Origin of the sequence: Fructobacillus sp. CRL 2054 (genome assembly GCF_028764065.1) — a bacterium.
In the GTDB taxonomy this organism is placed as follows: domain Bacteria; phylum Bacillota; class Bacilli; order Lactobacillales; family Lactobacillaceae; genus Fructobacillus.
This window is the reverse complement of the sequence record NZ_JACOFN010000005.1, coordinates 46991-69351: the sequence shown is the minus strand read 5'-3', so window position 1 is coordinate 69351 and position 22361 is coordinate 46991. Positions and strand designations below refer to the sequence as shown.

Sequence of the window (22361 nt, the reverse complement as noted above, 5' to 3'; positions counted from 1 at the left end):
GTCTTTTTTTGATACTTTTTGATTTAAATTACCCAGATTACTTTGATGCCTTTTCAGCAATCGCAGCCTTGATAAAGGCGTGGTACAAACCTTCTGGCTTGTTTGGACGTGAGATGAATTCTGGGTGGTACTGAGCAGCGATGAAGAAGTCGTTCTTAGGGTATTCGATAACTTCCATCAACTTGTTGTCAGGTGATGTGGCTGAGAAAATCATACCAGCATCTTCGAATTCTTGACGGTATTCCGTGTTGAATTCATAACGGTGACGGTGACGTTCGTCAACTTCGGCAACGTTGCCGTAAGCAGCGGCTGTCTTCGTTCCTGGCAAAAGTGACGTTGGGTAGAATCCCAAACGCTGTGTTCCACCAAGGTTTGTCACTTCGTTTTGTTCGTTCATCAGTGAGATGATTGGGTGTATCGTTTCTGGGTTCAACTCGATTGAGTTGGCATCGGCATATCCCAATACATCACGGGCGAATTCAACAGAAGCCAATTGCATACCCAAGCAGACACCCAAGAATGGCACGTTGTTTTCACGAGCATACTTGATAGCTTGAATCTTACCTTCAGTTCCACGGGCACCGAATCCACCAGGAACCATGATTCCATCGTAGTCCTTCAACTTTTCAGCAACGTTTTCAGGCGTTACCGTTTCAGACTTGATGTGGTCGATTTGAACATCCGTTTGTTCGCTGTAACCACCGTGCTTCAATGATTCGTTAACAGAGATGTAAGCATCAGGAAGGTCAGTATACTTTCCAACCACTGCGACTTTGACAGTGTTCTTAGGATGCTTGATGGTTTCAACCATTTGCTTCCATTCCGTCATGTCCGCTTCAGGTGCATCCAACTTCAACTTGTTCAAAACAACGTCATCCATGTGTTGTGCTTGCAAGTTCAAAGGAATTTCGTACAAAGTCTCAACGTCGCGTGATTCCACAACGGCGTCTGGGTTAACATCCGTAAAGGTTGCTAACTTTTCAATCAATGAATCAGTCAATGGCTTTTCAGTACGCAAAACCAACATATCAGGTTGGATACCCATTGAACGTAGCTGTGTCACTGAGTGTTGTGTTGGCTTCGTCTTGGCTTCACCAGCCGCACGCAAGTAAACAATCAATGACGTGTGGATGTAGAAGACGTTATCGTTACCAAAGTCAGACTTCATCTGACGCAAAGCTTCGATAAATGGCAATGATTCGATATCACCAACAGTTCCACCAACTTCGACGATAACAACGTCGGCATCCTTTGATTCACCGGCCTTGACAATCTTGTCCTTGATGGCGTTTGTGATGTGAGGAATAACCTGAACAGTGGCACCGTTGTAGTCACCACGACGTTCCTTAGCCAAAACTTCTGAGTAGATTCGACCAGTCGTCACGTTTGAGTACATGTTCGTGTTGATATCAATGAAACGCTCGTAGTGTCCCATGTCCAAATCAGTTTCCAAACCATCACCCGTCACGTATGTTTCACCGTGTTGGTATGGTGACATGGTACCTGGATCGATGTTGATATATGGATCCAACTTTTGGATAGCCAACTTGAGTCCGCGGTTCTTCAACAAGCGTCCCAATGATGCTGCCACGATTCCCTTACCAAGTGAAGATACAACTCCACCGGTAACGAAAATATACTTGGTTTGTTTCTTAGCCATACTGCCTCCTGTAGCTTTGCCAAAACTGCTGGTGTCTTTCCGATGGGTTTCGGTCAACCAGGCATATATAAAATAGAAAAACTCCCAAGCCAATGCTTGGGAGCTATTAAACGTATTCACATTAAATGTGAGCCCTAATATATATTACTGATTGCCATGGGGGATGTCAAGATTTTTTTAAATTTAAGCTGGACCACATATTTGTATCTATAATTCAGTGAATTATGACAATCATTCATGTCTTGAACTATTAATATGTCCTCCAACGGAGATATAATATAGACATAAAGAAGCGCGCAATCGAGCAGCAACTCGATTGCTCCTAGAAACCCGTCAAACGGCGGCTATCCTTTATTAGTTATAAATAACTATCTCAGGCGGCGAAGCGAAAGATAGTTATTTTTTTTGGCCTAATTTAATAAGCTCAACAACGAGTGCTAGTAGATTCAGAATCAGACTACAAAGTAAAATCAACTATTACAACAATTCATAACTGAACGATTGAAATACTTGCAGCAATATCATCGTGAGAATATAATGAAGACATAAAGAAGAGCAACCGAGCAGCAACTCGATTGCTCCTAGAAACCCGTCAAACGGTAACTACCCTGTAGTGTATTAATAACTATCTAAGGCCGCCAAAGCGAAAGATAGTTATTTTTTATTGCTTAATTTAATAAGCTCAACAACGAGTGCTAGTAGATTCAGAATAAGAATTCCAAAAACTAGCATCAGCTGTAAGGCATCCGTCACCGGCACCTAGGCATCTCCTTTCTTCGGATTTGAGTATTGGTTTTTACAACCATATACATCACCTCCTTTACAGTAGAAAGGATAGCCACCATCTCACTTGTTTCTATGCCGAAATTATAACAGAAAAGTCAACATAAAAATGTTCAATAAAAAGGCTCTGCAAGCGACGCAGAGCCTTTTCTATACAATTAATTTGTACTTTGTTTACTACATTTCACTTGGCCCAATGCCATGGATCTTCATGCCAGGATTGGTAGGAAGCAACTTTATCAGCCGGCATCCCCACCCGTTCCTGATAACGGGCTAACAAATCTGAGTAAGTGATAACTGGTTGAAAAGTCAGACCAGCATCCTCAAAGTTCTGCTTAGCATCCGGGAAGCCGTAGGAGAAAATACTGAGCACACCGTTAACCTGGTAGCCAGCACGCTTTACCGCTTCGGCGGCCTTCAAAACGGAACCACCCGTTGAAATCAAATCATCAATCAAGAGAACATGGTCCTTTTCTCGAATCACGCCTTCAATTTGACTTTTCGTACCATGGTCCTTGGGCTTGGAACGAACGTAAACCATTGGCATGTTTAGCTCATCGGCTACCAAGGCTGCTTGAGGAATCCCTGCCGTTGCCACCCCGGCAATCACCGTTGTTTCAGGGTAGTAGGCCTTAACCAATTCTACTAAGGCTTTCGTGATGTCCTTACGCGTCTTCGGATAGGAAATTGTCTGGCGCAAATCCGTGTAAATTGGTGAGTGAATACCGGAAGCAAAGGTAAAATGACCCTCTTCCTTGAATTTCACAATTTGCTCGTCAATCAACTGCTTTATAATTTCTGTTTGTAAAGTCATCGTCCGCTCCCCTTCTTACTTTTCTTGCTCGAAACCTTGCCAGTCGGCTAAGTATGTCTGATAGGCTGTCTTGGCGTCCGGACTCTGATTGATTGGCCGACCAACGACGATGGCCGAAGCTCCCCAGGATCTTGCCTTAGACGGCGTTGCCACACGTACCTGGTCGCCTGCCTGGTCGTCAGCCATCCGAATACCAGGAACCAAGTAGAAGAAATCATCCCCGACTACTCGATGCAAATCCGCTACCTCCAAAGCCGAGCAGACCACACCGTCACAACCAGCGTCCTTGGCCAGTAAGGCTAGCTGTTCAACCTGTTTAGTCAGCCCTAATCGGCAATTTTGCTCATCCCTCAAAATTGCTTCAGAAATGGACGTCAATTCCGTTACCGCAAGCAACTTTGGTGCGGGCAAACCGCTTTCAGCAGCACCATCTTCCAACCCACGCTTAGCCGCCTGCAACATCTTTTTACCACCCAAGGCGTGAACAGTCACGAAGTCAACGCCGAGTCGGGCTAACTGCAGCATGGCCATTTCAACGGTGTGGGGGATGTCAAAGAGCTTCAAGTCCAAGAAAATGGCAAAGCCCTCTTCCTGCAAAGTCTGCACAACCGCAGCCCCTTCCTTATAGTAGAGTTCCATTCCGACTTTGGCAGTCTTACCTTGGCCGCCACCCAGTTCTTCAGCCAGTTTTAAGGCTGCTTTTTTATCTGGCACATCAAAGGCCACCATCAGTGATTGGCTCATCTTTTCTCCCCTTATAGCTCCTGCAACTTACCACGGAAGTCCGCCAAACTTGTATAGCCCTTTTCATCCATAATCTCTTGCAATTCTTGGGTCAAACGGTCATAGACCTCCAAGCCTTCTTTAATCACCTGCGTTCCAACTGAAACCATATCGGCCCCACAGAGAATGTGAGCGAAGACATCAGCACCGGTCGTGACACCCCCGGTTCCGATAATGGCAATACTGTCATTCAAGCGCTGACGAAGAGCGCGAACGTTGGCAAGCGCCGTTGGCAAAATCATGGCACCGCCAAGGCCCCCAAAGCCACCCTTGGCCTTGGTCACCACCTGCTCCTTCTCGATATCGACCACTAAACCATTTCCAACCGAGTTAACCGTGTTAACGTGCGTCAGTGGAAAGTCATTTAGAACCGCCGCAATTTGATCAAAGTGAACCAAATCGAAGTAAGGTGGCAACTTCACACCGATTGGCTTCGTGAAGAATTCAAAGACACGTTCCAAAACCTTGCGAGTGGCGACAAAGTCGTAGGCTGTTTGGGGCTTACCAATCACGTTTGGGCAAGAGAGGTTCAATTCCGTTAGTCCTTGGTAATCGGAATTTTGGACGTCCCGGAGTACTTCAATCACATCGTCAGCTGACAAACCGGCTACTGAAAGGATGGTTGGCTTGGCCTCTTCCTTTTGCACGTAGTCCAAGTAGAAGGGATAGCCCAAGTTTGGTAAGCCCATTGAGTTAATCGAACCGTAAGCCAAGTCATAGTAGCGTGGATTCTCATTTCCCTGACGAGGAAGAAGGGTCGCTGACTTGGTCACGATTCCGCCCAAGTTGGCCGTTGCGGCAAGGTCCGCTAACTCATCAGCCGTTTGGCAGTGAATACCGGAGGCATTCAACAAAGGACTATCAAAGGCGACGTTGGCAAGTTCAGTTTTCAAATTCTTTTCTGTCATTTTATTCATCTCCTAATGCTTGTACTGATAAAGTCTCACTTTCAACTGCCATGGCCTGGCAGAAGGCGGCAAAGGTATCAATGGCGGTCAAGATTGGTCGACCGTCATCCGTCGCTAATTCACGAATCCGGGCCTGCAGTGGCGCTTCCTCTTCCAACAAATCGATGGTATCGACCACCAGGTCAATATCCGCCGAAGCAAAATGTTCCACCAGTTCCCGGTCGCTCTCAATTCGCTGGATGGTGAAGTTCGACTTTTCCAAGAAGTCCGCCGTCTGGCCAGAGGCCAAGAGCTGTTTTCCGGATTCGACCAACTGCTCAACTAGTGGCAACGCCTCGTCCTCTTCCTTTGCAGAAAAGCTCAGGTAGACTTTGGCATCTACCGCTAAGTCAGGCAACTTAGCTGATAGAAAGGCCTTCTTCAAGGCTTCTGGGTAGGTAGCGGCCGAACCAATCGCCTCCCCTGTCGACTTCATTTCAGGGCCCAGCGTTTGGTTAACGTCTGGCAACTTCTCGAAGGAGAAGACTGGTGCTTTGACGTGCACCCGCTTGGACTGCTCGGCCAAACCAGAACTATAGCCCAAGTCCTTCAGTGAGTGCCCCAATGAAACCAAAGTTGCTAACTGGGCCATCGGCACCTTCGTTACCTTCGATAAGAAAGGCACAGTTCGTGAAGCTCGTGGGTTCACCTCAATCACATAGGCCTTCTTGTTGTGAATGACGAACTGTACGTTCATCAAACCGACGACTTTCAAACGACGGGCCAACTTTGTAGCAGCTAGAATCATTTGCTCCTGAACATCCAATGAGAGGCGCTGTGGTGGATAGACCGACATGGAATCACCGGAGTGAATGCCGGCCCGCTCGACGTGCTCCATGATGCCGGGGATCACCACGTCTTTTCCATCCGAAATAAGGTCCAGCTCTGCTTCTTGCCCTGTCAGGTAGGAATCAAGCAGAACGGGATGGTCCCGGGAGACTTTCACGGCCTCTTTCATATAACGTTTTAATTCCATCGAATTGTCGAGGACTTCCATCCCTCGCCCACCGATCACATAGGATGGTCGAATTAAGAGTGGATAACCAATTTGTTTGGCAGTTTCTTCCGCCTCTTCTTCCGTTGTCGCCGACGCCCCATCGGCCTGAATCAAATTTAACTCGTCCATAACTTTATTAAACTTGTCCCGGTCTTCGGCTTCATCAATGGTTTCAAGATTGGTACCAAGCAATCGAACCCCGGCCTTAACCAAGCCTTCTGCCAAGTTAATGGCGGTTTGGCCACCGAACTGGACCAAAACACCCAGAGGTTGTTCCAGGTCCACCACGTTTAACACGTCTTCAAGCGTCAATGGCTCAAAGTAGAGCTTGTCCGAGATGGCAAAGTCGGTTGAGACCGTTTCCGGATTAGAGTTCTGGATAATCGCTTCGTAGCCGGCGGCCTGTAAAGCCTTCACTGCGTGCACCGTGGCGTAGTCGAACTCGACTCCCTGGCCGATTCGAATTGGTCCTGATCCTAGAACCAAAACCGATGGTCGCTTCGTTCGGATTGACTCGTTTTCGTCCTCATAGGTTCCGTAGTAGTAAGGCGTCTTGGACTCAAACTCCCCGGCAGCTGTATCCACCATCTTATAAACCGGACGAATATCGTCGGCCAAGCGTTCGGACCGGACTGCCATTTCATTTGTTCCGGATAAGGCTGCCAGCGTTGCATCTGAGAAGCCGTACACCTTCGCCTTCTTCAAGACTTTGGCATCGGCTGGATTCTTTTGAAAGGCCTGCTCGATTTCAACAATGTGCTGAATCTTATCCAGATAGAAGAAATCGATTTTAGTAATATCATGGATTTCTTCTAGCGTGACACCCCGTCGGATTAACTCCGCTAGGACAAAAATTCGGTCTTCTTTTCCTGGCATCAAGTCGGCTAACATCTCTTCAACCGAACGGTCATGATAGCCTTCCCCAGTCAAATCCTTTTGGTCAACTTCCAGCGAACGGACGGCCTTTTGCAGGGATTCCTCAAAGGTTCGACCAATGGCCATGACTTCTCCAGTCGCCTTCATCTGAGTACCCAGGTCTCGGTTCGCTTCCTTAAATTTATCGAATGGGAAACGCGGAATTTTAGTTACCACGTAATCCAAGGCTGGTTCGAAAACCGCCCAAGTCGTCTGTGTAATCGGATTTTTAATCTCATCCAAAGTCAAACCGGTCGCAATCTTTGCCGCCATCTTGGCAATCGGATACCCAGTTGCCTTGGAAGCCAAAGCCGATGACCGGGAAACCCGGGGGTTCACTTCGATGATGTAGTAGTTAAAGGAGTTGGGGTCCAGCGCCATTTGGATATTCACGCCACCCTCAATTTTTAGGGCACGGATAATCTTCAAGGCCGCATCCCGCATCATCTGGTACTCTCGATCCGCTAGGGTTTGGGTTGGCGATACAACAATTGAGTCCCCAGTGTGAATTCCGACAGGATCCACATTTTCCATGCTGGCAACAATCAAGGCGTTGTCGGAAGAATCTCGCATCACTTCGAACTCGATTTCCTTAAAACCGGCAATCGACTGTTCAATCAACACTTGGTTCACCGGAGAAAGATCCAAGCCATGGGTTGCAATGCTCTGTAACTCTTCCTCGTTGTCGACAAATCCCCCACCGGAACCACCCAGCGTATAGGCTGGTCGAACAACTAATGGGAAACCAATCTTTGCTGCGATAGCCTGAGCCTCTTCCACCGTTGTTGCGATAGCCGATGCTGGAACGGGTTCTTCCAATTCGTACATGAGGTCCTTAAAAAGCTGTCGGTCTTCGGCCTGTTCAATGGCTTTTAACTTGGTTCCGAGTAACTCAATTCCTTTTTCCTTTAAGAGCGAAGAGTCGGCCAGTTCTTTGGCCAAGTTCAGCCCGGTCTGCCCACCTAAAGTTGGTAGAATCGCATCGGGTTCTTCCTCCAAAATAATCTTCTTTAAAAATTCCTTGGTCAGTGGTTCCATGTAAACTTTGTCCGCGACCTCTTCATCGGTCATGATGGTGGCTGGGTTAGAATTTACCAAAACCACTTCATAGCCCTCTTCCTTCAGGGCTAAGCAGGCCTGTGAACCTGAATAATCAAACTCCGCGGCCTGTCCAATCACAATTGGACCAGAACCGATTACCAAAATTTTATGAAGATCATTTCGTTTAGGCATTGACGAGCTCCTTTGTTGTCATTAATGAGACAAATTGGTCGAAAATATACTCTGAATCGTGGGGGCCAGGGCAGGCATCCGGGTGAAACTGAACGGAGAAGGCCGGCCGGTTCTTCAGGCGCACACCCTCAACCGAACGGGAATTAATTTCCTCGTGAGTCACCTCGAGGTCCGTATCGACCAACGACTGGGCATCAACCGCGTAGCCATGGTTCTGCGAGGTAAAGTGCTTGGCCTGCTGATTCACATCCCAAACCGCGTGGTTAAAGCCGCGGTAGCCAAACTTCATCTTGTAGGTTTCCGCACCATTGGCCAAAGCGAAGAGCTGGTGGCCCAGGCAGATACCGAGCAATGGATAATGTTCCTGCAACTGGCGAATCAACGGATAAGCGAAGTCACAATCCGTTGGGTTCCCCGGTCCATTCGACAAGAGCACCCCGTTCGGATGACTGGCCGCTACTGTATCAAAGTCGCTGTTCGCCGGGAAGACCGTTACCGCAATCCCCCGCTTTTCCAGCGCCTTTAAAATCGAATCCTTCATTCCAAAGTCAATCAAGGCCACATGTAGTTCCGCCTCTTCCTTGCTCAACCGTGGTAACGCTACAACCTGTTGTGCTCGCTTCTCTTGCAACAATTGGTCGTAATCCTGAGCAAAGAGCGCATCGATGCGACTTTGATCCAAGGAGTTGACGATAACCGCTTTCATAGAACCCTGCTGGCGAATTTCTTTTGCCAACTTACGGGTGTCGACTCCCTGAATCCCAACCACGCCGTTTTCCTTGGCGTAGTCACCGACTGACATCACTGAGCGAAAGTTCGAGGGTCGGCGCGCTAACTCTTTCACGATAATCGCATCCACCGCTGGTGCATCCGCTTCGTTATCATCGAGGTTAATGCCGTAGTTCCCAATCAATGGGTAAGTAAAGACCATGCTCTGGCCGTAATAAGATGGATCCGTCATGGTTTCCTGGTAGCCGGTCATCCCCGTCGAGAAAACCGCCTCCGTCAACAACTCTCCTTCAGCCCCGAAGGCCTGTCCCTGATAAATCGAACCGTTCTCTAAAACTAAATAGCGTTCCATCCCATTCTCCTTATTCTTTTGAAAAGACCAGTTGGCCGTCCACAAAGGTTTTCATCACTAATCCGTGTACTTCTTCTCCTGCAAAGGGCGTGTTCTTACCCTTGGAGTGGAAGCTTGCCGGATTAATCCAAAATGCCTGGTCAACGTCCAACAAGACGATGTCAGCGGCATCCCCCGCTCGCAACTGACCGGCTTCGTCCAACTCAAACCCTTCAATCGGTTTCTTATTCAACCAGGAAACCGCCGTCTTCAAATCGACTAATCCCGAGGCCACAAAGTGTTCGTAAACCAATGGCAAAGTCGTTTCCAAGCCGACAATGCCGAAGGCGCAATCGGCAATCGAACCGGCCTTATCTTTTTCCGTATGCGGTGCATGGTCGGAAGCAATCATGTCGATGGTGCCGTCAAGCAAACCGGCAATCAAAGCGTAACGGTCTTCCTTTGTTCGCAACGGTGGGTTCATCTTGAAATTCGTATTGTCACCTTCAATCATGCTTTCATCTAAGAACAAGTGGTGAGGACTGACTTCGGCCGTGATGGGCAAGCCCTCTTTCTTGGCTTGGCGAATCAATTCCACTGACTGCTTACTTGAAACGTGGGCCACATGGTAGCGGCAACCCGTTGCTCGAACCAGTTCGATGTCTCGAGCTAGCTGCGTGTTTTCCGACAGTGCGGTTAAGCCAGGTAGTCCAAGGCGTTCGCTGGCCGCTGGGTCAACGACTCCTCCATCAGCCAGTCCGTTGTCTTCCAGGTGAACCGTCATGATGCCGCCGGCTTTCGCCATGGCCTTCATCGCTTCCAACATCGTTTTAGCTTCTTGCACACCGTGCCCATCGTTTGAGAAAGCCTTGGCACCGACTTGCTTTAAGTTCCCGATATCCGTCACCCGGTTCGTTGTTAGTTCGTCCGTAATGGCCGCAATCTGTCCGACTTTCACCAGGCCCTTTTCTTTATTCAGAGCGATTTGCTTTTTCAAGGTGTCCACCTGGTCAACGACGGGCAATACGTTTGGCATAGTCAAGACCGTTGTGAAACCGCCGGCCGCTGCTGCCTCAGAACCCGTTCGAATCGTTTCCTTCTCGGTTAAACCAGGGTCGCGGAAGTGAACGTGTACGTCGACGAGGCCGGGGATGGCAGTCATCCCCTTTCCATCGATAATTTCAGAACCCGGCTTGGCTGCAAAAGCCCGACCAAGACCAGCAATCTTGCCATCGGAAATGACAATGGCTGACTTCTGACCGTCAATAACTACGTTCTTAATGATTTTGTCCATTACTTTTCCTCCATCAACCCTTGCTCTTGTAATACACGCGTCAGAATGGCCATTCGGGCGTAGACCCCGTTTGCCATCTGATTAAAGATGCGCGACTGTGCACCGTCCACCAATTCTGAGTCAATTTCAACACCCCGGTTCACCGGAGCCGGATGCATGATAATGGCCGTATCCTTCATCCGCTTCGCCCGGGCCTTTGTCAGTCCATAGTCCTCGTGGTAAGCGTCCGCCGTGAAGTTATCCCGACCACTTTCCTCTAGTCGCTCTAGCTGGACTCGCAAGCACATCAGCACGTCAACTTGATCAAGCAAATTGTCGATTTCTTCGAACTGGCCATACTCTGCTAGCTCTTCACTCCACCATTCTTTTGGCCCAGCAAAGTAGACCTGCATCCCCAACTCTTTAAAAATCTTGGCATCGGACTTTGCCACCCGTGAGTGGGAAAGGTCACCAACAATGGCAATTTTCAAACCGGAAAAGTCGCCGAACTCCTTTTGGATTGTCATCAAATCCAACAGTGTTTGTGAGGGATGCACGCCTGCGCCGTCGCCCGCATTCACCAAAGACAGATGAATGTTTGAATCACCTTCCAGCGCCTTATACCAACCAGTTTCGCTATGGCGGATGACCGTCAGGTCCATGCCGATGGCCTGCACCGTTTTAACCGTGTCGGCTAGGCTTTCGCCCTTCTTCACCGAAGAGCCGTTAATGTTGACATCAAATCGGCTCAAGCCCAAGCGGTGCTCCGCCGTCTGAAAGGAGGTCACCGTTCGTGTTGAATTTTCAAAGAAAAGATTAGCTACCTTAACATCCCGCTTTAACTTTGGAACCGCCGCCCCCTCTTGATAAGCAATGGCGGTATCTAAAAGTTGCTTTAGTTCTTCCTTGGATAAATCTTCCAAGTCCACTAAGTTATGCACATTCTGGTTCATCATTTCCTCCAAATACCCGACAAAAAAAGCCCTGATCAATTGATCAGAGCTTTGTCATTTCAGATATAGTATTGGATTCTTCGCCGAACCGAGTTTTTTTGTTTTGCTAAAAAAGCTTCACTTGTTTCCACCGAAGGTGGCACTCGTCCCTTTACAGGGAGGGCAAACAACCGCAATCGCATACCTTGGTGATTCTCTGATCAACTTTAAAGGTGTGATTCGATTTTTTCTAGCATATCACTTCCATTTTATTTACACAAGCAAAGATTAGAAAGAGCTTGTTAAAAAGCATTCGGAATTTACCGAGCTTTAATCAAAACAACCGTTTAATTTATACAAAATCAAAACATTCGATAATTTTAAAATAAGAATACAAAAAAAATTCTAGAAAACTAGAACTTTTAATTCTTATTCAGTTACGCTTTCAGCAGCATTCTTTTCTGCCAAATCCTTCTTCAAGTAGTCATAGTAACCAGCATAAGTGAGATACATGTATGGTAGCAAGATAATCATTCCAAGTCCCAAAACGAGGTAGGCCAAGATAGACCAACCAAGGAAGGACAACTGCAAAACGAAGTATTCCCACTTGTGACCGTCCATCAACTCACGGGAGCGAGTAATGGCATCACGGTAGCGGATATCTTCCCCGTTTGCCTTGGCATCTTTCAAAACATAAAAGGCCTGTGAGTATGAGAAAGACTTGATAATTCCTGGAATAATAAAGACAAAGGTCCATAGAACCGTCCTAATCAATTGCAAAACAGCAACGGCAATGGTTCCAACAAAGAGCCCCTTTGTCTTGTAAGCTTCAATCGCTTGCAAGAATGGATGTGGCAACTTCTTCTCAGCACGACTGTAATCCAACAAAGAGTAAGTAGCTGCAGTAGCCGCAAAGAATGCCAAAATGCCCATTGCTGTTCCATCACCAAAGGACATCATGGATGGCGTCGTTAGGTTAAACAAGCTCCCATCCCCAAAAGTATTTGAGAATTCATGAACATCCATTGATGATACGTTGTTAACAGCTGAAAGTGCGTCGAATCGGTTAAAGGCTCGGTCGCCAATCCAAGAAAACATCACCGCTGGCAAGGTCACAAGGACTAAGTATAACCAGTTCCCAGACATCTTCTCCCGTGCGTCCGCCTTTAATTGTTGGCGTACTTCTTTTCTAGTCATTTCGACCTCCATAAATGATTTTCTCTGTTCATTATAACGTGAACTGCCCGACTTTAGCCATCAAAAAAAGAAGCCCGAAGGCTTCTTTTAAGAAATCTTATTTAGCATCGTTGCGGTGACGAACAAAGTAAACCACCAAAACCAAGGCCAACAGTGAGAATCCAATCAACAATGGAATCTGCGTATCAGGGTTGATTGTCATGAAGACCAAAGTAATCAAGAGCATGAACATTGCAAAGTAGTTTGAAATTGGTGACATGGCCAACTTAAATGGATGTCCTTCCAAGTACTCTGGGTGTTCCTTACGGAACTTGATTTGACTCCAAAGAATAACAAACCATGGCACCATTCCTGGCAAAGTTGAAGCGGAATAAACCATGACGAAGACCTTTGATGAGTCGTGCCAGATGAGTGGCAACAAGGCGTTCAAAACAATACCAAGAAAGATACCGGCTGACATGGCCAAAACGGCAACTTCTGGAACGCGGCGCTTTGACAACTTCAAGAACTTAGGAGAAATTTCCTTGTTCATAGCAAGCGTGTAAAGCATACGAGATGATGAGAACAAACCTGAGTTCAATGCTGAGATAGCGGCCGTCATCATAACGAAGTTAATGATACCAGCGGCTGCCGTAATTCCAACACGTGAGAAAGTCTCAACGAATGGTGAACCAACTTGGTCCAACTGGTTCCAAGGGTAAATCGTGATAATTACGAAGATTGAACCAACGTAGAAAATCAAGATACGAGCCACAATGGACTTGATTGATTTCACGATGGCCGTTTGTGGATCCTTGGCTTCACCAGCCGTGATTCCAATCAATTCAATGGCTTGGTATGACGTCATAACGATTGACAAGGCGAACATGAAGCCCTTGAAGCCACCGGCGAAGAATGCACCGTGTGTCCAAAGGTTTGAGAAACCAAGTGGGTGACCGTGGTTACCAACACCAAGCAAGATCACCATGAAACCAAGGATAATCATGAAGACAATCGTCAACACCTTGATCAATGAGAACCAGGCTTCCATGGAACCGTAGGCCTTAACCGTTACCAGGTTGGCGGCCGTCAACGTTGCCAAAACAACAACCCCCGTTACCCAAGTTGGGATACCTGGCCACCAGTAGTCAAGATACATTCCAACGGCAATCGTTTCAGAAATACCAACCATCAACCACTGAATTACGTTGGCCCATACCGTTAAGTAACCAGCAGCTGGATGAATGTAGTGTTTAGCGTAATTTGCAAAGGATCCAACTTCAGGGTCGATGTACAACATCTCACCCAAAGCACGCATCACAATGTACAAGACCAAACCTGACAATAGGTAGGCCAAGATAACAGATGGCCCGGTCCATTGGATGGTCGAGGCCGCCCCCATGAAGAGGCCGACACCAATGGTGCCGCCCAATGCAATCATTTCCATTTGGAATGATGAAAGGGATCGATTTAATTCATTATTTTTTTCTGCCATGATAGACACTCCTAATCGGGTTTGTGTTAACAAAAAAAGGCGTCCCTAGCTTAAAGCTAGGGACGCCGTCGCGTGGTACCACCCAAATTTGCTACGTTAACACACGTAACCTTAATCTGACCGATGTAACGGTTGGTCAAACCGGGCATACTTTCACGCGCTACTCGTATGTCGTTTATAAGAGGTAGTCTTCAATCCGTACACCCGCCATTCTCACCAACCATGACGTCGCTGTATGCTGTATCGAACTTACTCGTCCTCTTTACGTTGAATCTATCATAAAGGATGCATCTAGCAAATGCAAGACTTTTTTCAAGAATTATGAAAGAAAAATGAAAAACAAGCGCTTACATCCCCGTCATGACTAGTTCAATAAAATAATAATTTTGAACTGAAATACAACTATATTTACTAACTTACAGAACAATGATTAGCAAAATAAAACAAAAAACGTTCGACATTTCTGCCGAACGTTTTTCTGGAAATCTCCCAAGGTCTCCTGATATGAATATCAGTGCTTCCGCTCGGATTCGAACCGAGGACCTTGGGATTAAAAATCCCCTACTCTAACCAACTGAGTTACGGAAGCAATCAGTGCTTAGCACATTAATATATATTACAGAAGGGCCCTAAAAAAAGCAAGCCTCTACAAGCAATTTTTTTACAAAAAATTAGTTCTCCGTATCACCGTCAGAAAGGTCGTCCAAGTCATCAGAACCGGCCAATTCTGTCAAATGTTCGTCGATTGATTCGTCCTTTTGGTCTTGTTCGTCGGCGTCATCATCGTCGTCCGTCTTTTCATCATCAGGAACATCGTCAAAGTCGTCGTCTTCAGGATCATCATCGTTGTAATCGATAACATCGTCATCGTTTGCGTTATCCGCAAAGACGTTGACCTTCTTTGAAGCCTTCTTTTTCTTCTTTGGCTTTTCTTCTTCGTCATCAATTTCGTGAATTGATTCATCGATGGCATCGACTGGGTACCATGCACGCAAAGCCCATTCGTTGTTTCCAAGGGAAATAAATGAACCATCCGTGTTCAAGTCCGTGTAGAACTGTGACAAACGGGACTTGAAGCTTTCATCATCAACTCCCAGGAAGTTCTCAATGGCTTGTACTAAATCAGCAAAGGCCATGGCCTGCTTTTGCTCGGATAGGATTGCCGTGGCGATTTCCACCAGGGCCATTTCTTCTTTTAGTTGACCGTTTTCAATTTGTGACATGGCTTATATCCTTTCGCACTTCTAACTAGTTAATAATACTGAATTATTGAGCAAATTGCAAGGAAACCTGGTATCGGCCGACGACTTCGCCATTCGCAGAAAGGCTGTAAGCCAGCGCGACTTTACCAAGCAGTTCTTCCTCATCAATATCAATTAGCAACTCGCTGGTATTGGTACCAAGCATCATGACTCCGGCTGCGGTTTGGTAAGGCTGATGGTCAACCACCCCTCGTTCAAAGACCAGGCGCGTTTTCGTCACGTTCGTTCGGGTAATGGCCACATGGTCTGGCTCAATCTTCACCAAAACCTTAGTGGCAGGCTGCCCTTCCAACAGTTCCTCATAGGTTAAATACCAGGCCGCACCCTTTTGCACTAAACGGCCGTCAGCCTCAATTGTATAGGACTCGTCGCCCTCTTCTTGTACAATTTTTGATTCAAAAGTCACCTTGACAGCTTGTCCAGCCATGTTGATTTACCCTCATTTTTCGCAAGTTTTGCTTCTTTCTATTATAATAGGTATATTGACGAAGGGAAAGGTGAAAGTTTTGGAAAAATTAGCACAAGAAAAAGTCCTACGAGACCCTATTCACGACTTCATCCACATTCAAGATAAACTAATTTTGGATTTGATTAACACAAAGGAATTCCAACGTTTGCGCCGTGTGCAGCAACTTGGCGTCTCCAACTCCATTTTCCACGGTGCCACACACGACCGTTTTGGCCACTGTGCTGGTGCCTACGAACTAGCTCGTCGTGTAACTGACTACTTCGACGAGTACTACGCCACCAAGGAAGAAGGCGACGGCCTTTGGAACCCTGAAGAACGAATGGTACCTCTTGCAGCCGCTCTTCTTCACGATGTTGGCCACGGTGCTTTCTCCCACACCTTCGAACACCTCTTTGATACGGATCACGAGGCCATGACCCAGCAAATCATCATGGGCGACACTGAAGTTCACGAAGTTTTGCTTCAGGAAGGTCCTGACTTTCCTAACAAAGTCGCATCCGTCATCGCCAAAACCTATCCCAACCCACAAGTTGTCCAGCTCATCTCGTCACAGCTCGACGTGGACCGGATGGATTACTTGCTCCGCGACGCCTACTACACCGGCGCTTCATACGGCGAATTCGATCTTTCCCGTATTGTCCGCATGCTCCGTCCATACAAGAACGGGATTGCCGTCAACATTGGCGGTATGCATGCCGTGGAATCTTACCTAGTTGCTCGCTATCAAATGTATCTTCAGGTATACTTCCACCCTGTTTCTCGTGGGATGGAAATTCTCTTGGAGCACATCTTGTACCGCGTGAAGGAACTGCTGGCAAGTGGTAAGGAAGACAAAAGCTTAGTCGGCCCACTCTTAGCGCCAGCCTTCCAGCCTGACCACGACCTCACCGTTTCTGAATACCTTCGTTTGGATGACAACGTCTTCTTGGCCGCTATCAACGGCTGGCAGGATTCAGACGATACGATTTTGTCTGACCTTTCCCGCCGTTTCTTGGGACGCAAGCCATTGAAGTCCATCCAGATTAACGAACAAAGCGCTCCACACTTGGACCGCTTGGAAAAGATTGTCAAGGAAGCCGGCTTCGATCCTCGTTATTACACGGCCCGAAATGATGCTTACGACCTCCCTTACGACGATTACAAGCCAACGGCTAAAAAGCCACGGACACAAATTGAAATCGTTCTCCCAGATGGCAGCCAACGTGAGCTCTCCGAACTCTCAACATTGGTCGCAGCTATCAAGGGACGCGCATCGCTCGACCAGCGCTTCTTCTTCCCACGCGAAATGCTTTATAACGGTCCAGATGACCTCTTTACTGAGGTTCATGCAGACTTTAAATCCTTTATTAAAAACGACAGTTTTACACCTGACGGACAGTAAAACAAAAAAAGACTTCCAATTGGAAGTCTTTTTTATTGAATAATCACTCTTTCAATTCCTTAGCCATCTTCTTAATCCTTTTTAGTATAGGCTACAAAGAACAATAAAGCCGAGCAAATCAATAGTGCGATATCAACCGCTAATCCAGTCAAAGTCCCTTTGTTACCTGGCATAAACATATTAATACCATTAAGAATGATAATAATAATCAATAACCAAAAAAGATTTTTTCAACAAATTTCTTCATGGTCCACTCTCCCTACATACTGTCTCACTAATGCCATTGGATAGTTTAACATAACAATAGAAAAGGACGCCCGAACACGGACGTCCTTTTTCAATCAATTCGTTTACTTAACCAAACCGGCCAAAGCCTTTTCAACTGCAGCTTCTTGCTTTTCAACAAGGTTGACGCGGTTTTCAATGACTTCCGTATCAATCACGATTTCACGTGCGATACCTGGTTGGTCCTTCTTACCATCGAAGAAGTTCTTAAATGAATCCAACTTCTCGCGAGTCTTAAAGATACGTGAGATAACGGTGATGTATGAAGAGAATGACATGTCGCCACCGAGGCGGTCTTCCAACCATCCCCAGTTAGCTTGCACCCAATCCCAGGCCTGGTCTTGACCAACTGGGTTAGCCAATACACCGGCAAACCAGTTACGCAAGTCCTGTGGCTTAATGATAGCTGGGTCTTGGAATGAAGCAATCAATTCCTTGACCTGCAAATCATTTGGCGTTGCAGCCAAAGCGGCTGACAAATCACGCTTCAAGGAAGCGTTTGAAGTTTCTTGGTAGGCTGACAACAAAGCGGCAAAAGTCTCTTGGCTGTTGTAGTTGACCAATTCGTTCTTCAAGATTTGTGTACGACCATCAGCTGGCAATGCTTGAGCGCTACCGGCCTTTTCAAAGACAGCGTGTGCTTCTTCCAACATTGCCTTATTCTGCCCGTAAAGAGCGGCTGCCACAACTTGTGGACGAGCCAATTCATCAGAAACGGAGTCGCTAGCCTTCTTAGCCAAGCCAAGACGGGCGTAGCTCTTTTCTGATAATTCTTCAGTGAAGGACTTCAAGTTCTTTTCAAGGTCTGATCCAGCCTTTGCAAAGACCTTCACGGCAGCAATGGCTTGGTAGACAAAGTCTTGAACGAGGGCTGATTCAGAGTCAGCAAGTGCTGGCAAGACTGGCAAGATGTCGGCATAGCCAACCTTGTTGGCCTGAGCCAACAAGAGGGCATTTTGGATGAACTGGGCTTGGTCGATGGCTGACATTGCCTTCAAACCTTCCACTTGTTCTGCCAAAATTTCATCATCATATTGCACGATGTAGTGACCGGCGTTACCAACGTTCAAACGGAATGGTCCCTTTGAAGCGGCCTTAATTTCAGCCCAGTCACCCAAGTCGGCTTCTTCTTCCGTCAACAAGGCTGGCAATCCTTCAGCAGAAGCCTTCAAAGGCACTTGCCAAAGTCGCTTGTCGTTTTCTGGCTTTTCACCCAAGACGAATGGTGCCTGACGCACCTTAACGCGACCGTCTTCGATTGACACCGTCAACAATGGGTATCCTGGTTGGTCCAACCAAGTCTTCATAACGGCACCAATGTCTTGACCTGAGGCTGCACCCAAGGCATCCCAAAGGTCATCCCCAGTTGCGTTTCCATAGGACTTCTTTTCGAAGTAAGCCTTCAAGCCCTTACGCAAGGCGTCATCACCAATTAATGAGCGAACCATTACGAGCAAGTGGGCACCCTTGGCATAAACGATGGCTGGATCGAAGAGCGCATCGATTTCTTCTGGGTGGTGCACTTCAACGTGGACAGGTTGAACACCTGGCACGGCATCACGACGGAAGGCCGCTTGTGCATCGTTGGCGTTGAAGGTTTCCCAAATATGCCAGTCAGGTTCGATGGCATCAATAGCCACGAATTCCATCATGTTGGCAAAGGATTCGTTCAACCACAATTCATCCCACCACTTCATTGTAACGAGGTCACCGAACCATTGGTGAGCCAATTCGTGGGCAATCACTGTGGCAACCGTTTGCTTCATGGCCAATTCCGTGTTGTCAGGATCAACTAGCAAGTAGGCTTCACGGTAGGTTACCATTCCCCAGTTTTCCATGGCTCCGGCTGAGAAGTCAGGCAAGGCAACTTGCAAAGATTGTGCCAATGGGTATGGCGTTTGGTAGAAGTCTTCGTAGAATTCAATTGAACGCTTTGAAATATCCAAGGCAAAATCCAAATCCTTGGCTGGGTGTGCCTTTGTGGCATAAACACCAATCTTGATACCGGACTTTGTCTTAGTCTCAACTGATTGGAAGTCTCCGAAGGCGAAGGCAACCAAATAGGTTGACATCTTCACCGTCTTTTCGAAGTAGTGCACGCCGTCTTCAACGCGTGCTTCAGGCATGTTAGCGATGGCCACTTCACCAGGCTGTTCATCAAACTTCAAAGCAAGTGAGAAAGTCGCCTTGGCTTCTGGTTCGTCAATTCCTGGGAAGGCCTGACGAGCAAAGTACGTTTCGAACTGTGTTGAAACCACTTGCTTATCCTCGCCATCAACTTGGTAATATGAAGGATAGATACCATTCATGTTATCAGTCAAAGGTGCCTCATAAACAACTTCAATTGTTTGCTCCCCAGCTTCAGAAAGCTCAAATTGAATTTGGTCTTCTGCATCAACCGTTTTGAAATCAACGGCTTGGCCGTTGACTTTTACGGATTCGACCTTTAAATCGTGCTGGTGCAAGGCCATCTTGGTCTGCTTGGCAACTCCGGTTACGACTGTTTTTCCGGAAATGAGCTTTTTCTCTCGAGAAACCTCAATGAACAAATCGTAGTGTTCTGGTTGAAAAATGTCGTAAAGACGTTGAATGGATGCCATCAAAATACCTTCCTTTATTAAAAAAATATGAAAATATGAATCTTAAATTTATTATAGCGAAAGGCCATACAAAATGAAAGAATTCTGGTAGAATTCCTACCACTCTTGTATGAAATCTTTGTCACATTTATAATAGAAGCAAGCAGACATTCGCCTACTTATAAAGGAAAGACTATGCAAATACTCTATCTCATCGCCCTATTATTAATTGCGGTCATCGCCGCTAACATCGTAAAACCCTTTATTCCCCGGGTCCCTGAGGCCTTGGTTCTAATTGTGGTTGGAGGATTATTCACCTACATCCCCATCTTTAAGAACTTCGCCTTGGATCCAGAATTTTTTCTATTCTTAATCATCGCGCCCCTGATGTTCCAAGAGGGACAGGGAGTCTCGTTTGCTACGATTAAGAAACACGCTAATGCTATTTTTCAACTTTCGGTTATTTTGGCGCTCTTTATTGTGGCAGTGGTCGCTGTTATCACCGACCAAATCCAATCGGCCTGGCCACTAACGCTGGCCATTGCGCTGGCCGCCATCGTCGTGCCAACCGATGCCGTTGCCGTCAAGTCGATGACGACCGGACTAAAAATGCCAAAGGGCCTCAACCAATCCCTTGAACTGGAATCACTCTTTAACGACGCAACCGGTATCGTCTTGCTGGATTTGGCTCTTTCCGTCTATACCAAGGGTTCCTTTAACCTAGTCGATGGTATTGGCCAGTTCCTACTTGTAGCACTTGGCGGCTTAATCGTCGGCGCCATTGCATCCAGTCTAATTATTGCCCTACGCCTCTACCTCTCCTTCCACGCTTCATCAGCGCAAGCAACAACTATTCCACTGAACATTTTGACACCTTTTGTCATTTATCTTTTAGCAGAACACCTGGGCGTTTCTGGTATTTTAGCCGTTGTCGCCGCTGGAATCCTCCACAATTACGAGCAATCCCGCATGCAGCTGATTGCCACTGAATCACGAGTTGTCTCCGGAACCATCTGGGAAACAATCACAACGCTGTTAAATGGAATCGTCTTCGTTATTTTAGGACTATCCCTACCAAAGATTTTGAATCTAATTGGTACCTTTGGCTTTGAAAAGTCCCTCGGGCTCTTCTGGCTAGCTTTGCTCATCTACCTCGCCATGTTTGCTGCCCGTTTTCTCTGGGTTTCCTTCCAAAAGCAGGACCGCTTAGTCGGATTCTTCGGAAAACACCAAACAAAGGACCGCTTGCACCGTGCACAAATCTTCGGCGTTGCCGGCGTCCACGGGGCCGTGACACTAGCCTTGGCCATGTCCTTACCAACAACCGTTCATGGTCAGCCACTTCCCTTCCTAAATGAAATTCTCCTGGTTTCAACCATGGTGATTTTAATTTCACTAATTGTGGCAGCTATCATTTTGCCACGAATCCTAGAGAAGGAAGAACAGGCCTATAGTGAAAAGGAATTAAACCAGGCCCGGGCCGACATGATTGACGCCGCCATTATTAAAATGGAGCAACGTCTGACTAATCACGACACGAAGGCAGCGATTGCTCAGGTATTGCAAACACAGAAGCTAACGACCGGTCACCCCAAGAGCCACAACGAACAAGCCTCTTTGGCTTTGTTAAATCAAATTTCAGATAACCTTCAACTTTATCTAGATGACCTTATCACGCAGGGATACGACCAAGACAGCGTGGAACGCTACAGCCGTTTCCTACAACGTGGCTTGCTGTCACCTGCGAACTCCCGCCACCCAATGGCCCGTTTTAGTCAGAAGATTCATCACTACAAACACGAGATTGCCTGGCACTGGAAGACAAAGACGTTTACAAAGGGGCAGCGTCTCCGTTATCAGCAGGAACTGATGGAACGCAATCCAAAGGTTGCTGCCAAAGTCGCCCAGTGGAAAGACGGCCGTCAAGCCATGCTTTCTTTGAACGAAGACCTTCAAAAAGAAGCCGACCGTCTCCTGACAGAGGCCCTTCAAAAGGAACTAGACGAGCACAAGGATACGGAAAACGTCGACGCAGTTCGTCAGCTTCTCGACCGTTTCTTCCGAATCGTTGCCCACGACTACCGTAAGGAAGCCATTTCGGTACCAACGGCTGAATACATTCAAGCCTTCGCAGATGAATACAGCCACCTGTCAGCCGAATTGGCTGCAGGTCACGTGAAGGCTGCTGTAGCAGACGAATTGTACACCGAAATCAACCAGGCCCAAACCTTACTTCTAATGGAACAAGGCACTGGTGAAGAAGAATAACATCATTCCAATAGAAAAGGCAGACATTAAAACGTCTGCCTTTTTTTAT

The 22361-nt window shown here is 47.0% G+C and carries 16 protein-coding genes and 1 tRNA gene; 2 read left to right on the top strand and 15 right to left on the bottom strand.

Features of this window, described 5'->3' with window-relative positions:
- Positions 1 to 37 precede the first annotated feature (37 nt).
- The 14 genes from H7198_RS03400 to H7198_RS03335 form a co-directional block, all read right to left on the bottom strand.
- On the bottom strand, positions 38 to 1660 hold the full coding sequence (locus tag H7198_RS03400; RefSeq protein ID WP_274458380.1) for a CTP synthase: 1623 nt from the start codon (positions 1658 to 1660) through the stop codon (positions 38 to 40).
- A 654-nt stretch (positions 1661 to 2314) separates the two neighbouring features.
- Positions 2315 to 2413, bottom strand: a complete 99-nt coding sequence (locus H7198_RS03395; protein ID WP_274458418.1) for a putative holin-like toxin — start codon at positions 2411 to 2413, stop codon at positions 2315 to 2317.
- A 214-nt stretch (positions 2414 to 2627) separates the two neighbouring features.
- On the bottom strand, positions 2628 to 3257 hold the full coding sequence (gene pyrE, locus H7198_RS03390) for an orotate phosphoribosyltransferase (RefSeq protein WP_274458379.1): 630 nt from the start codon (positions 3255 to 3257) through the stop codon (positions 2628 to 2630).
- A gap of 15 nt (positions 3258 to 3272) precedes the next feature.
- Complete coding sequence (gene pyrF / locus H7198_RS03385; RefSeq protein ID WP_274458378.1) at positions 3273 to 4001, bottom strand: orotidine-5'-phosphate decarboxylase; 729 nt, start codon at positions 3999 to 4001, stop codon at positions 3273 to 3275.
- An 11-nt stretch (positions 4002 to 4012) separates the two neighbouring features.
- Positions 4013 to 4948 (bottom strand): dihydroorotate oxidase, encoded by a 936-nt coding sequence (locus H7198_RS03380; protein WP_274458377.1) that lies wholly within the window; start codon positions 4946 to 4948, stop codon positions 4013 to 4015.
- Between the two features lies 1 nt (position 4949).
- The gene (gene carB / locus H7198_RS03375) at positions 4950 to 8132 is read right to left on the bottom strand and encodes a carbamoyl-phosphate synthase large subunit (protein WP_274458376.1); all 3183 of its coding nucleotides are present in this window, start codon (positions 8130 to 8132) and stop codon (positions 4950 to 4952) included.
- Positions 8125 to 9213, bottom strand: a complete 1089-nt coding sequence (locus H7198_RS03370) for a carbamoyl phosphate synthase small subunit (RefSeq protein WP_274458375.1) — start codon at positions 9211 to 9213, stop codon at positions 8125 to 8127. The genes carB and H7198_RS03370 overlap by 8 nt, the downstream gene beginning before the upstream one ends.
- A 10-nt stretch (positions 9214 to 9223) precedes the next feature.
- The gene (locus tag H7198_RS03365; protein ID WP_274458374.1) at positions 9224 to 10486 is read right to left on the bottom strand and encodes a dihydroorotase; all 1263 of its coding nucleotides are present in this window, start codon (positions 10484 to 10486) and stop codon (positions 9224 to 9226) included.
- The gene (locus tag H7198_RS03360) at positions 10486 to 11418 is read right to left on the bottom strand and encodes an aspartate carbamoyltransferase catalytic subunit (RefSeq protein WP_274458373.1); all 933 of its coding nucleotides are present in this window, start codon (positions 11416 to 11418) and stop codon (positions 10486 to 10488) included. Before H7198_RS03360 ends, H7198_RS03365 begins: the two co-directional genes overlap by 1 nt.
- A gap of 408 nt (positions 11419 to 11826) precedes the next feature.
- Complete coding sequence (locus tag H7198_RS03355; protein ID WP_274458372.1) at positions 11827 to 12594, bottom strand: DUF975 family protein; 768 nt, start codon at positions 12592 to 12594, stop codon at positions 11827 to 11829.
- A 97-nt stretch (positions 12595 to 12691) separates the two neighbouring features.
- Positions 12692 to 14068 carry an amino acid permease gene (locus tag H7198_RS03350; RefSeq protein WP_274458371.1) on the bottom strand — a complete coding sequence of 459 codons (1377 nt, stop codon included), beginning with the start codon at positions 14066 to 14068 and terminating at the stop codon, positions 12692 to 12694.
- Between the two features lie 515 nt (positions 14069 to 14583).
- A tRNA-Lys gene (locus tag H7198_RS03345) sits at positions 14584 to 14657 on the bottom strand.
- Positions 14658 to 14739: 82 nt separating this feature from the next.
- Complete coding sequence (rpoE, locus tag H7198_RS03340) at positions 14740 to 15291, bottom strand: DNA-directed RNA polymerase subunit delta (protein ID WP_091501063.1); 552 nt, start codon at positions 15289 to 15291, stop codon at positions 14740 to 14742.
- Between the two features lie 43 nt (positions 15292 to 15334).
- Complete coding sequence (locus H7198_RS03335) at positions 15335 to 15757, bottom strand: DUF1934 domain-containing protein (protein ID WP_274458370.1); 423 nt, start codon at positions 15755 to 15757, stop codon at positions 15335 to 15337.
- A 79-nt stretch (positions 15758 to 15836) separates the two neighbouring features.
- Between H7198_RS03335 and H7198_RS03330 the strand changes: the two genes are divergently transcribed.
- Positions 15837 to 17180, top strand: coding sequence for an HD domain-containing protein (locus H7198_RS03330; protein ID WP_441316741.1), 1344 nt, complete (start codon positions 15837 to 15839; stop codon positions 17178 to 17180).
- Between the two features lie 350 nt (positions 17181 to 17530).
- Here the strand turns inward: H7198_RS03330 and H7198_RS03325 are convergent, their stop codons facing one another.
- A complete protein-coding gene (locus tag H7198_RS03325; RefSeq protein WP_274458368.1) occupies positions 17531 to 20065 on the bottom strand; it encodes a M1 family metallopeptidase in 2535 nt (844 codons plus the stop codon).
- 174 nt (positions 20066 to 20239) lie between these two features.
- On the opposite strand from H7198_RS03325, the gene H7198_RS03320 reads away from it, so the two are divergent.
- Positions 20240 to 22312, top strand: coding sequence for a cation:proton antiporter (locus H7198_RS03320; protein WP_274458367.1), 2073 nt, complete (start codon positions 20240 to 20242; stop codon positions 22310 to 22312).
- Positions 22313 to 22361 lie beyond the last annotated feature (49 nt).